At 54.4% G+C, this 12334-nt stretch carries 13 protein-coding genes; 4 read left to right on the top strand and 9 right to left on the bottom strand.

Annotated features, from left to right (window positions below):
• Nucleotides 1-430: 430 nt before the first annotated feature.
• The 6 genes from HQL52_18475 to HQL52_18450 all read right to left on the bottom strand — a co-directional run bounded on the left by HQL52_18475 (nucleotide 431) and on the right by HQL52_18450 (nucleotide 7034).
• A complete protein-coding gene (locus HQL52_18475; GenBank protein ID MBF0371430.1) occupies nucleotides 431-763 on the bottom strand; it encodes a hypothetical protein in 333 nt (110 codons plus the stop codon).
• Between the two features lie 98 nt (nucleotides 764-861).
• Nucleotides 862-1749, bottom strand: coding sequence for a nickel/cobalt efflux transporter RcnA (rcnA, locus tag HQL52_18470; GenBank protein ID MBF0371429.1), 888 nt, complete (start codon nucleotides 1747-1749; stop codon nucleotides 862-864).
• A gap of 84 nt (nucleotides 1750-1833) precedes the next feature.
• Nucleotides 1834-2103 carry a metal-sensing transcriptional repressor gene (locus HQL52_18465; GenBank protein ID MBF0371428.1) on the bottom strand — a complete coding sequence of 90 codons (270 nt, stop codon included), beginning with the start codon at nucleotides 2101-2103 and terminating at the stop codon, nucleotides 1834-1836.
• A 466-nt stretch (nucleotides 2104-2569) separates the two neighbouring features.
• The gene (locus HQL52_18460; protein MBF0371427.1) at nucleotides 2570-4636 is read right to left on the bottom strand and encodes a response regulator; all 2067 of its coding nucleotides are present in this window, start codon (nucleotides 4634-4636) and stop codon (nucleotides 2570-2572) included.
• Between the two features lie 15 nt (nucleotides 4637-4651).
• Nucleotides 4652-5521: a substrate-binding domain-containing protein gene (locus HQL52_18455; GenBank protein ID MBF0371426.1), complete on the bottom strand. Its 870-nt coding sequence runs from the start codon at nucleotides 5519-5521 to the stop codon at nucleotides 4652-4654.
• A 25-nt stretch (nucleotides 5522-5546) separates the two neighbouring features.
• Nucleotides 5547-7034, bottom strand: coding sequence for an HAD-IIA family hydrolase (locus HQL52_18450; GenBank protein ID MBF0371425.1), 1488 nt, complete (start codon nucleotides 7032-7034; stop codon nucleotides 5547-5549).
• A 315-nt stretch (nucleotides 7035-7349) separates the two neighbouring features.
• Here HQL52_18450 and HQL52_18445 point away from each other — a divergent pair, with 315 nt between their 5' ends.
• The 3 genes from HQL52_18445 (at nucleotide 7350) to HQL52_18435 (ending at nucleotide 9217) form a co-directional block, all read left to right on the top strand.
• Nucleotides 7350-8633 carry a GAF domain-containing protein gene (locus HQL52_18445; protein ID MBF0371424.1) on the top strand — a complete coding sequence of 428 codons (1284 nt, stop codon included), beginning with the start codon at nucleotides 7350-7352 and terminating at the stop codon, nucleotides 8631-8633.
• Nucleotides 8634-8762: 129 nt separating this feature from the next.
• The gene (locus tag HQL52_18440) at nucleotides 8763-9008 is read left to right on the top strand and encodes a type II toxin-antitoxin system HicB family antitoxin (protein MBF0371423.1); all 246 of its coding nucleotides are present in this window, start codon (nucleotides 8763-8765) and stop codon (nucleotides 9006-9008) included.
• Nucleotides 9005-9217 (top strand): type II toxin-antitoxin system HicA family toxin, encoded by a 213-nt coding sequence (locus HQL52_18435; GenBank protein MBF0371422.1) that lies wholly within the window; start codon nucleotides 9005-9007, stop codon nucleotides 9215-9217. The genes HQL52_18440 and HQL52_18435 overlap by 4 nt, the downstream gene beginning before the upstream one ends.
• A 470-nt stretch (nucleotides 9218-9687) precedes the next feature.
• Here the strand turns inward: HQL52_18435 and gcvH are convergent, their stop codons facing one another.
• From gcvH to ftsE, 3 genes are read right to left on the bottom strand one after another with little or no spacing between them, the layout of a single operon-like run.
• A complete protein-coding gene (gene gcvH / locus HQL52_18430) occupies nucleotides 9688-10083 on the bottom strand; it encodes a glycine cleavage system protein GcvH (protein ID MBF0371421.1) in 396 nt (131 codons plus the stop codon).
• 14 nt (nucleotides 10084-10097) lie between these two features.
• Nucleotides 10098-11147, bottom strand: a complete 1050-nt coding sequence (locus tag HQL52_18425) for an ABC transporter permease (GenBank protein MBF0371420.1) — start codon at nucleotides 11145-11147, stop codon at nucleotides 10098-10100.
• Nucleotides 11144-11881 carry a cell division ATP-binding protein FtsE gene (gene ftsE / locus HQL52_18420; protein ID MBF0371419.1) on the bottom strand — a complete coding sequence of 246 codons (738 nt, stop codon included), beginning with the start codon at nucleotides 11879-11881 and terminating at the stop codon, nucleotides 11144-11146. The genes HQL52_18425 and ftsE overlap by 4 nt, the downstream gene beginning before the upstream one ends.
• A 233-nt stretch (nucleotides 11882-12114) precedes the next feature.
• Between ftsE and HQL52_18415 the strand changes: the two genes are divergently transcribed.
• Nucleotides 12115-12334: zinc-ribbon domain-containing protein (locus tag HQL52_18415; protein MBF0371418.1), on the top strand; the 220-nt coding region annotated here is incomplete at its 3' end.

Raw genomic sequence — 12334 nt, 5'->3', positions numbered from 1 at the left:
GACTTTATACTATTAAAAAAAAAGATGGGGGGATTTGGGGGGAATTCTTTCCCCCCAAGGTCTGTCTTTTGATTTTGATTTTGAATTTAATCTTTTAATCTTTTAATCTTTTAATCTTTTAATCTTTTAATCTTTTGATTTACAACCCCCCGGGGGTGTGGGGGCGAGCCCCCACGGTTTTGACTTTTCTTCTTCTTATTTCTTTTTTTCTTCTTACGTCTGTTCCAGATTAAGATAGCGTATTCGCTTTGATTGATGCGGTTCGCGTTGCTCACCACATCCTACATTTTTTCAGATTAGATAGCGCATCTGTTTTGATTGATGCGGTTCGCGTTGCTCACCACATCCTACATTTTTTCGGCGTTTTTTCGGCGTTTTTTCGGCGTTTTTTTTTAAAACAGGCCCCTGGTCAATCAACGGGGCATGGGTTTTAGCGTTTATTGGCGCGTTTGTTGGGGATTTCGTAGAGCAGGGTGTGTGCCACGGTCAATCCCACGAAGATCCAGCTTGCCACCGGGTGGAGGCTCATGGGGCGCATGATTTTCATGCCGGTGAGCATGGTCACGGCCAGGGAGGCTGCCATGCCTGATTTGACCACCTCTTTACCCACGCGCCGTTTGACGGCTGGCTTGCGGGCGGGAGGTGCTTTTTTTCTGGCGAGGGCCGGAGCTGGAATGGGTGATATGGGGGTAGGGGCCACCACTGGCATTTGCTCAGGGGTGTTCTCTACGGTTGGTTTGAAATAGTCGAGACGGGCATCCATTGGCGATTCTCACCAGATGAAGTTGACAGACGGGTCAGGATTTACTGACTGATAATAATTCTCATTCGCATGCAAAGTCAATCGGAAACGTATTTTGCTTACGGCAGATGCATCCAGCCACTGATGCTCATGATGACGCCGACAATAGCGATGACGACGCTGGAGAGCAGGGGGAGCTTGCGGGCGATCTGGTCGAAATTTTTAAACCGGGCGGTGGCTTGCCCCGATCCCCAGGCCGCAGCAACGCCCACCCCCACCATGGCGATGGCCAACCCCAGGCTGAAGGCGGCGACCATGGCGATTCCCAGCACGATTTCATCCAGCTGCAGACAGACCAAAAGCACCGTTACCGATGCCGTACAGGGGAGCAATCCACCGGTCAGGCCAAAGAGCACGATCTGACCGGTAGTGACCCGGCGGTTGGTAAAGCGTTCCTGGATTTCCCGGGTGTGGGCTCTTTCGTGGGCATCCTGGTACTCCTCTTCGGTTGCAAAGTCGGAGGCCTTGAGGTGTCCGTGGCTGTGGCCCTTTTTTTCTTTTCCGTAGCCCTCACCGTGGTCGTGGTGAGGGGTGTGGGGTGTCTTGCAATGATCATTCCCATCAGCGTGATGGCGGTGGTTGGTGCTCTCCCGGGCCGCTTTCAAATCCACCAGGGTGCGCCATCCCATCCATAATGCCATGAGCACAATGATCACTCCTGAAGCAAAAAAAAGGTAGGGCTCGGAGGTTTCGGCGATATATTCATCCCCCAGGGTGAGTGCTGCGATGGCCAGCACCCAGACGATGACCACATGGGAAAAAGCGGCGGACAGGCCCAGCAATATGGCCTGGGAGACGGTGCCGCGCACGGCGATGATGAAGGCGGCCATCATGGTTTTGGAGTGCCCCGGCTCCAGACCGTGGAGCGCCCCCAGCACCACTGCCGTGGGCAAAAACCACCAAGCCTGCCCGGCTCCCTGCTGGATTAATTCGGAAAAGGATTCCATATGACGTGACTCCGCTGGTTTTCTTTCGCTTCTGCCCGCCTGAATTGGCCATCTCAGAGAGGAAAAGTGATTTTATTCAGTCTGTTACAGATATTTGGAGATATCCTTCAACTCTTCCAGCAGCTTTTGCACTTCGGCCCCCTCCTGTTGCAATCCTTCCTGGATGCAGTTTTCGATGTGGTCCTGGACAAAGCTCCGCTTGGCGTTGGTGAGGGCGTTGACCACGGCGTGGAATTGCTGGGAGACATCGGCGCAGGGCTCCCCCGATTCGATCATCTGGATGACCCGATTCAAGTGACCGGAAGCGCGTTTGAGGCGTTTGACGATTTGGGGGTGGGAGGGGTGATCTGACATGGTGGCCCTATTCCTTACCTGAAAGACGATCCATTAACCTAACCTGGGGGATAGGATAAGGAGATCCGCACAGGCCTGTCAAACAATCGCCATACGTTTTTGAAATTAAAGGGTGTTTTTTGGTATGCGGGTCCAGGGGAATCATTCCCCTGGTGGGGTTTGGGGCAAAGCCCCAAGGTGTTGACTTGGCTTTTCAGACAGGAGGAGTTGCCAGAGGAGTATAGCAGTTCTATCTCAAAATTGGACACCCTTCCCAGACTCGTCATCCCCGCGAAGGCGGGGATCCAGGGAGCTGATGATTGCCCTCAAGGAAAAACCAAATCTTCAAGAAAGGCCGGTGTTTTGCTGAAAGTGAAGCAAGATTTGGAAAGGTTCGTGCCAGACACTCTGGGTTCCCGCCTTCGCGGGAATGACAGCAAAAGTGTGACGGCATATGTCCAATTCTTGATTCGAATTGCTATAGGAATTACTTGGTAAAATGGTCGATCACCCCCAAAAGCCGTTTTTTCTGAATGGGCTTCACCAAGTGGATATCACAGCCAGCCACCTTGACCCGATCAGTGACCTCCTTCATGGCATGGGCACTCAAGGCGATGATGGGGGTGGGCTGCATACCTGATTCCGCCTCCCAGGCGCGCATCTTGAGGGTGGACTCATAGCCATCCATCACCGGCATCTGGATATCCATCAAAACCAGATCGAAAGGGGGCTTGGCCGCTTTAAATTTTTCCAGGGCTTCCAGGCCATTTTCCGCCATCTGTAGGTGATGACCGGTTTTTTTCAGATAGGCCTGAATCAAAAAAAGATTGTCTTCAGCATCGTCCACCAGAAGGATCGACTTGGGCTCCTGGCTGTCGAGGGACTCTTCACCGGATCGTATCTGGGCGCGGCGCTCCGACTGTTTGTCCGGCTCTTGCTGTTTTTCCGACCAGGGTAGATCCACTGAAAAACGGAAAACACTCCCCTTGCCAACCTCGCTCTCCACCCAGATTCGCCCCCCCATCTTGCTCACCAACTGTTGGGAGATGGCAAGCCCCAGGCCGGTGCCGCCAAAGCGCCGGGTCACCGAGGCATCCACCTGGGTGAAAGGCTCGAAGATCGAATCCAGGCGCTCTTCGGGAATGCCGGGTCCGGTATCCATCACCGAAAAAAGAATATCTCCACCCTGGCTGTTTTCCCGCTCTACCAGGAGTTTCACCACCCCCTGGCCGGTAAACTTGATGGCGTTGCCCAAGAGATTGATCAAAACTTGCCGCAATCGCTGCTGATCCCCCACCACGCTTCTGGGAACCTCATGGGAAATACGCTGGGTGAGAAGAAGACCTTTTTCCTTAGCCCGTCCCTCCAGAATGGAGAGGGTGTTTTCGATCATTTCCCTGAGATTGAACGCCGAAACATATAGCTCCAGCTGCCCGGCTTCGATTTTGGAAAGATCGAGAATATCATTGATCAACGAAAGCAGCGCCCGACCCGAGCGGTTGATGATGGTGACATAGTGGGCCTGCTCCGGGTGAAGGGTGCCTTCTCCAAGAAGATCCCCCATGCCGATGATGGCATTCAAAGGGGTGCGGATTTCATGGCTCATGGTGGCGAGAAAAACGCTTTTGGCTTCGTTGGCAGCGATGGCCTCCTCCCGAGCCTGATGGAGAGCGCTCTCGGCCTGGCGACGCTCGGAAACATCCCGAAAAACCAAAATGGCACCGATGAATGCCCCGTCAGAGGTGCGGATAGGGGCTACGGAATCATCAATGGGCGTTTCCACCCCAGAGCGATTGATCAACAGGGTGTTGCTGGCCAAGCCAATGATCGACTCTTTGTCCAGACAGGTTTTGACCGGGTTTTCCACCGGCAGTCGGTCATCCTCCCGAATGATGTTGAACACCTCCATCACCGGTTTGCCGATCGCATCCGACTGATTCCAGCCGGTGAGTTCAGAGGCGATGGGATTGAGGTTTTCGATGAGGCTGTTTTTATCCGTGGTGATCACAGCATCGCCAATGGAGTGGAGGGTCACCTGAGCCCGCTCTTTTTCCTGACGCAGGGAGTTGAGAGCACCATCCAAGGCTCGCAATGGCAGCACGTGCAGGGGATAAAAAATCAATAGCGCCAGCGCCAGGCATCCCAACACCACCCAGCTGGTGTGAAGCAGGAGTGCGCTTAAGGAAGCGGTGATGACGACCTGACCTACCGGTAGGCCATAGTCGGTGAGATCGGCCCGCTTGGAGAGAGTGGGTTGGGAAATGTCATCGGAATGGCTGGCCACCAGCCTGCTTTGATTGTCGTGGATTTCCACACGACGTCCGGGTCGATGATACGCCTCCAGGATCGCCACCAGATGAAACTCTTCAAACTCCCACGTCTCCGGGTGGCTGGCGATAAACGCATTGAGGGTCGTGACATGGGCATGAACCTCTCCGTCGAGTTTGCCCTGAAGATGGTGGTAGGAAGAGTAAAAATAAGCGGTAGGCAACAATAAAAAGATCATTCCCGCACCGAGCAGTGCGGACCACTTGATGACGGATCTGATCTCCATGCCCCCCTCCCGGACCTAGGGCAAAAGAGCCTGGTTACCCGCCTTAATCAGAATTTCCCGGGCTGGTGGAGAACGTAAAAATTCCTGGAAACGTTTGACCCCGGGAGAGGGATCGGAGCGGGTGACCAGGTTAAAGGTCTTGAAATAGGGATAGTTTCCCGCTGTGAGGGCTTTGATGGTCGGAAAAGCGTGATGGATGCCGAGGGCTTTCAAAGGGAGATTATGCGCGACAATCAGGGTCAGGGTGGCTGTGCCCACGGCACCGGGGACCTTTTCGATCATCTCGACGCTGTCGAAATCATTGATGGCTACCCCTTTCCCCGGCTTGGCGAGAGCTGTTTCCACGGCTTTTTTCATCTCTGGGGAGATGGATTTGAGTACCGTAATGTCGGAATCATTGGAAGGCCGCATCACCAGGCGCAACCGTTTGCCATCGGGCCAGGTGAGGGTTTTTCCGGCATAGATATCCGTTAACTCTCCCAGGGAAAGATGGGAGACGGGGAGGCTCTCATGGACGGCCACCACAAAGGGGGTGCGGGCATAGGGGGTGCTGATGAGGCCTGCCTGGCGCTCATTTTCCTTCAAGGAGCGGGCAGAGAGGGCCAAATCGAGGGCCTCACCCAGCAGCGCCCGGATGGAGCCGCTGCTGCCCATGGGGGGGGTCAGAATGCGCACCGGTTGATCCGAATGGGCCTGCCGGAAGGCGGCGACAATCTGCTCCATGGCGGGAATCGCTGAGCCGGTACCGCTGATTTTGAGGGTGTCGGCTGCGGCCAGGGAGGGGGGTAGCAAGAGGAGCAAGGCCAAAAACCAGCCTATAAGCCTCCGGGTTGGCGTCACGAGGACCCGAATTCGGTCTCCAAGGTTATCCGGATTCGTCTCCATGCCATCCTCCTGAGTTTCTATAAAATCAGTGGAATAATTCTGCGACGCTTTTGACTACCAGGTCCGGGCAGGAAGCACACACCTGCAACGCTTCCAGCCCCGTATCGCCGCTCAACACCATGATGCCCTTACATCCTACACGCCTGGCCATCTCCATGTCGGTATAAATTCGGTCGCCCACAATCACCGCCTCATCCAGGGAGACCCCCTCCCGCTCCAAGATATGGGCGATCATTTCGACGTTGGGCTTGCCGAAAATACGGGTGGCCTTCACCCCGGCGGCGGTTTCGATAAATTTCAGTATGGCTCCCGCATCCGGGATGATCCCTTCCGGGGTGGGGCAGACCAGATCACAGTGGGTGGCGATGAGATCCACCCCCTTGCTGGCGTGGAGGGTGGCGAGCCGGGCTTTTTCATACGTCAGTTCAGTATCAAAGCCGATCACCACATATTCCGGTTTTTCAGAGCGGGTGTTGATGCCAGCGGCTTCGAACATCTCTGCCATGGAGCGGGTGCCCACCATGAAGATCTCTTTGACCTGGCTTTTGACCAAAAAATCGAGGCAGCCGTCGGTGGAAAGAATAATCCGCTCCTCCTCAACGCCAATGCCCAGATTGTCGAGACGCTTGGCATAATCCTTTTTGGATTTGGAAGAGTTGTTGGTGAGGAAATAATATTTGACCCCTTTTTCTTCCAGTCGCTGGAGCATCTCCCGGGCACCGGTTATGAGATCCTTGCCCAGATAGATGGTGCCGTCCAGATCGAAAAAGACCAGTTTTTCCCGGCCACTGACATAGCCGGAAAAGATTTTTTCTGCCGTTGTCAGGTCTTCATGATTGTCAATTTCGTACCAGGGGTGGTTGCCGATATCCACCGGCTCCATCACCATCTGTCCGGATTGGAGCATGTTGTGGATGGCCACTTCGGTCCAATCATTGAGATTTTTGCGCACCTCGATGGTTTTGACCACATGGTCGAGCATGGTGGCGGCGGCTTCTTGGGAAAACTTGTAGATGTCGATGGAAACCCCGTAAGCCATCTGGGGATCGATGGTTTTGCTGATTCCGGTGATCTGGTTTTCGGAGTCCACGGTGATTTTCATGGACTCTTCGGAATAGTGGTCCCGTTGGCTGGCGATGGCGCTGGGAGGGCCTGCGATGAGGCGCGCCATGATTTCAGGGCCAAACGCCACATCGGCGTTGGAGAGCAAAAAGCCTTCTCCTTTGAGGGCCGTGCGGGCCAGATAAAGGGAATACATGTTGTTGGTGGAGCTGAAGACGCTGTTTTCGATGATGGTGATGCGCAGATCTTTGATGTGTTTGCAGTACTGGCGGATCTTTTCGGCCTCATATCCGACGATGATAATGATGTCGGTGATGCCAGCGGAGCGATAGGCCTCGATCTGATAGTCGAGAATGGGCCGACCCGCCACTTTGACCAGACATTTGGGTTTGTCACTGGTAATGGGTCTGAGCCTGGAGCCGACACCTGCCGCAAGTATGATCGCCTTCACCGATTATCTCCCTCTTTTAAAGTCTGACATAGCGTTTTTTCAGCCCCGTCCCAACCATCCACTCCTGCATCTTCTTAACCCATCAAGAAAACATATCTGCGCCAAGCCTGCAACCCTGGCCCCTCTGTTTCCAGGCCGGGTGACGGGTGCCTGGAGGGGGGCTCAAAGTGGCGGGATGGAGCTGGGGGAAGTGGGGAGGGTGTGGCCAGAGGGTGATTGTCATCAAATTGTTCCATTCCATGCCATCAGTCAGGGCGGAAACCGCACCATTTATGGTGTATGATCCTCTCAGTGACAGCCAACTGGAGAGAGTCTATGGACAGGTTTGAAACCCACGTGATCAGTGAGACCCAGGAGATTGAAGGGGTGCTTTTTCCCAAGGAGATGGATAAGCGCAAGCTGATTCTGACCGGCCCCCCGGGATCGGGCAAGAGCACCATCATCCGGAGCGTCAAGGGGTGGCCTGAAGAGGGCTATCTGGATATCTCTTCCCCGGAATGGTGGAAATCCCAGGCGCTGAACATGCGCCCCCGGGAGCTCCATTTCGGTTTGCCTTTTCTGGGCTACGACCAAGCTGTGCCGGTCTACGATACCGACTCCCTGGACGAATCCACCTATCTGGAGATCGATTTTTTCCGCATTCCCCTGCCACCAGCCGGCACTTCTCCCCTGGCGACCAATTTTCGGGATAAGTTTGTCTTTGAATTTTTGCTGCCCCCAGCCAAAGTCACCTTTGAGCGTCGCCGCAACCGCAGCCAGGAGGGGAGCCACCATGTGGATAAACATCTCACCCTGACCAAGGTCCAGGAGGAGCTGGAGTTTTTTCAGTCTCTGGCACTTTTTTTCCATCAGAGCGGCATGAATGTGCATGTTCGGGAAGATTCCGATGGTCCCCCCCGGCGTTTTGTCCATAGCTGTGGTGGGGAGAAGAAGGGCCAATCCAAAGAGTCTGGTGAGTTTGATCAGCGTCTGGATCAATTTAAACTCAGGCAGCGTATTTTGAGCCGCTCCTGGTCCACCCGGGGCAACAAGGAGCTGCTGGACCTGTTCGTGGAGATGGTGCCCAAGGCTTTGAATGTGGAGCGCTGTTCGATTTTTATCAACGACAGCGTGGATGATACGGTCTGGTTGCAGAGCGGTACGGGATTGAATGCCGGGGATATAGAGGTCAACAAAAAACAGTCCATCGTCGGCCAGGTGATCGAGAGCAGTGAATATCTGCTCCTGGAAAATATGGATCAGATACCCGGTATCCATAAGGAGGTGGACGCCAAAACCGGATTTGTCACCCGCAATGAGCTTTGCGTCCCCATCAAAAGTTTTTCTGCCACCCAGGCTGCTGGCGCGATCCTGGTGCTCAACAAAAAAGAGGGCGCTGCCTTCGAAGAGGGAGATCGAATCTTTCTGGAAAAAGTCGCCCGCCACCTGGAAACCGCCATCGAGTCGATCTATTTAAGACAGGAGATGATCGATTTTTCCGAGCTTTTGGCCGCCAGCGATCAGGAGGCCAGCTACCGAAACATGATCATTTATTCCATCCTGGGGGGGGTGATACTGCTCCAGGCCTTTTCAATCGCCTATCTGATGGGGTTGATTTGATGCTGGTGGGGATCCGGGTAGGAAACATGAAAAAATTGATAGCGTTCAAGAAAAAAATGAGTGTTATCAGGAGTTCTGCTGTGGTATTTTTGTCATAAATCGTGCGTCTCTAACGATTGCGAGTAAAAAATGATCTACAAACTTCCCATCGTTTTGGAGCCTCAACCTGAAGGTGGATTTACCGTAACCTGCCCGCTTCTTCCTGAGTTGATCACAGAAGGAGATACTGTCGAGGAAGTGATGGAAAACGTCCAGGATGCTTTGGCGGCAGTGATTGAGGCTTACGAGGATTTGGGGCGTCCTCTTCCACCATCCATTCAACCCACCAAGGTTGAACAACCCCTCCAACTTGATGCGTTGGTTTCCGTGGCGTGATTTATCGCGAAGTTATCCGGAAATTGAAAGCGCTGGGTTGCCGGGAACTACCCCGTCGGGGTGGCGGGTCTCACCGAAAATGGTTTAACCCGGCAACAGACAAAATTACTTCGATCCCGGATTGGGGAGGTAAGGATTTAAAGCTTGGGACCTTGCGCACACTTGTTCGTCAGCTGGGAATCAATTGGTCGGATTTCAGCGGGTTATAGAATTTGTTGCTAAAATAAATAAAGGGTGTATCGGGCAGGTGAGTGATGCGGTTTCCAAAATCACCGAAAATAAAGTGTTGGATTTTTTCGATATTGTTACTGATATCTCCTGTTCTTTCATGGCCGATTTTGGCAGGTGTGTCTAAGTTGTTTGGTTGTAAAGGCAATGAGGGGACAGGGGTTTATTGTGAACCGTTTATTGGTCTTGACTTTAGCATTCTTGCCGGTCTTTTGTTTTTGTTTTCAGCATGGGGAATCATACTGACAATCCCTGCCGCTTTCGTTCTGTTTTTGGGTTGCAGCTTTGTACCTTGGAAACGGCAATCTGAGAAAACTGATGACTGATTCATGGGCTCACAAATCTGACTAAACAGACTCCAGGTCTATTGTTAGGATTATCAGGCTCATGAGAAATTTTGGGACATCCTGGGTTTGGTGAACCTCAAGGATGTCCCGGATATGGTGAAATCTCAATCCTCTTTGGTGAGGGCGTCATACTCTTCGGCGGAGAGGAGCTTGCCTTGGTCGGTGGCATCGTCGGGTTTGATGCGGAGCATCCAGCCGGTGCCATAGGGGCTTTCGTTGACCAGCTCCGGGGCGTCGCCCAGTTCGGCGTTGGTGGCGGTCACCTTGCCTGAAACCGGGGCGTAGAGATCCGAAACCGATTTAACCGACTCCACCACCCCGAAGGGGGTGTCTGCCGTGACCGTCGTCCCCACCTCCGGCAGCTCCACAAACACCACATCCCCCAGCTGATCAGCGGCAAAGCGGGTGATGCCTACTTCCACTTCACCCCCCTTCATCCGGGTCCATTCGTGTTCTTTGGTATAGGTCAACTCGCTGGGCAACGCTTCGTTTTCAGACATGGTGGTTTTTTCTCCTATACTTCCAAAAAGCGCGATACCGAGATCATGGCACCCGTCAGCCCCAGGAGTACGCCGAGGCCCAGGATGATCCCGAATTGAGTGATGGGCAGATGGTGAAGGTGTAGTTGTGTGCCAAAAGCGCGGCCCAGATCGAGCGCCGCCCCCTTGGCCCCGATATAGAGCAGGGAGGTCAACCCCAAGGCCCCGGCTCCCCCCAAAAAGCCCTGGATGATCCCTTCATAAATAAAGGGGGTCTTGATGAAGGAGTCCGTAGCCCCCATAAAACGCATCACCTCGACCTCTTCCCGTCGGGCGATGATGGTGAGTTTGATGGTGTTGGAGATGATCAATGCCACCGCCGACAGCAGCAAAAACGAAAGACACAGCCCGGTAAAGCGAAACACCCGGATCAAGGAGGAGAGACGGTCGGCCCATTGCCGGTCATAGGAGACTGCTTCTACCCCGTTTAATTCAGCCAGACGGTTGGCGAGCGCCTGGGCAGCGGAGTGATGGCCCCCCACCAGGCGAAATTCCAGGGAGTGGGGCAGGGGATTTTCCCCAAGATCCTCCAGCAGCCCGGCTTCGGTTCCCAGCATGGTTTTCAGGCGGTCCAGCGCTTCAGCCGGGGGCACCAGGGTCAATCCTTCCACCATGGGCTCCCGGGAGAGAGCTTCCTGGATTTCAATCATGCCCTCCGAGGGTAGATTTTCCTGGAAAAAAACCGTGACCATGTTTTCCCCCTGCCAACTCTCCAGAGCGGTGTTGGCATTGGCCAGAATCAGGGCAAAGACACCATAGATGGTGAGGGAAAGGGCGATCACCATGGTGGTGATCCAGTGGGAGAGGGAGCCCTCGTGAAATTGCCGCCAGGCCCGTTTGAGGGCGCGGCCTCGCAGTTTAAACGCCGCCGGGGTTTCCGAAGGTTTGGAGCTGCCAGCCGGGCGGGGGCGGTTGAGGGGGCGGTTGTCCCGGGGAATATGGCTCCGATCCCGTTGGCGCACGGGTTTGTTCCGGCTCACCCGGGTGGCACTGCGCTTATTGCTTTTGGGGGTGTTTCTGATCAACGCAGTGCCTTCCCTGTGGTGGTGTTGGGGACGCGGCTTTTGGGTTTGATACCCTCTGTTCCCTGGCTGGGAAAGCCGTCGGGGTCGGTCAGAATACCGTCGGTCATTCCCAGGCTGGGATAGCCCAGCTCCTCCACCAGATCCAGATCGTGGGTGACCAGGAGGATGGTGGTGCCCTGTTGATGCAGGGATTGAAACAGGGAGAGAATGTGGCGGGCCATCTCCCGGTCCAGGTTGCCGGTGGGCTCGTCGGCAATCACCAGCGGTGGGCGGTTGACGATGGCCCGGGCGATGGAGACCCGTTGTTGCTCTCCCCCTGAGAGGGCGATGGGGTTTTGGTGGATGCGATCCTTGAGGCCGACATATTCCAGGGTACGCAACACCTGACCGGGAATTTTGCCCGGTTCGTGGCCAGCCACTTCCATGGCCAAGGCGACATTTTCAAAAACCGAACGGTCGTAGAGGAGTTTATAGTCCTGAAAAATCACCCCGATGCCCCGTCTGAGCTGTGGCACCTGGGAGCGATCCAGCTGTTCGACGTTGCGTCCTCCCACCACCACCGTGCCTTCAGAGGGGAGTTCCGCCCGATAAATCAGCTTGAGCACGGAGGTTTTTCCGGCGCCGGAGTGGCCGGTGATAAAGTGGAACGAGCCCTGGCGCAGGGAAAAGGAGACCCCCTTGAGCGCCTCGTAGCCCGATGGGTATCGCATGTGAACGTTGTGAAAGCGGATCATTTTTCAGGTATATCCCCTTCTTGGACGGGGGGCTTTCCCCAGCTGACCCATGGTAACTTTACGGGGGTTGGATCTCAAGAAGCGTTGGGGATTTTCATGATCGTTTCAGAAAGGTTACTTGTGGGGATGTCAAACCGACACTTTTGATTTATTTTATCTACCGTGGGGAAAAATAGGGCTGGTCTTCGGATGGCATTTCAAATGGGCCGATTTTTTGGGATTCGGGGTGGGACGTGATCGTTCAGTGTACCAATTGTGACAAACAGTTTGAGGTGGATGAGGCCGTTTTGGGCCCCAAGGGCCGCAAACTGAAATGTTCCAACTGCAAAACCGTCTTTTTCCAGGGGCCTCCAGCTCCGGATGAAGTGAAGGTAGAGGCTCCCCCTGAAGAGGCGGCTCCCCCTGAAGAGGCGGCTCCCCCTGAAGAGGCGGCTCCCCCTGAAGAGGCGGCTC

The sequence above is a fragment of the Magnetococcales bacterium genome (genome assembly GCA_015232395.1).
GTDB lineage: Bacteria > Pseudomonadota > Magnetococcia > Magnetococcales > JADFZT01 > JADFZT01.
Note: the sequence above shows the minus strand (reverse complement) of the source record. Positions and strands in the feature narration are given on the sequence as shown.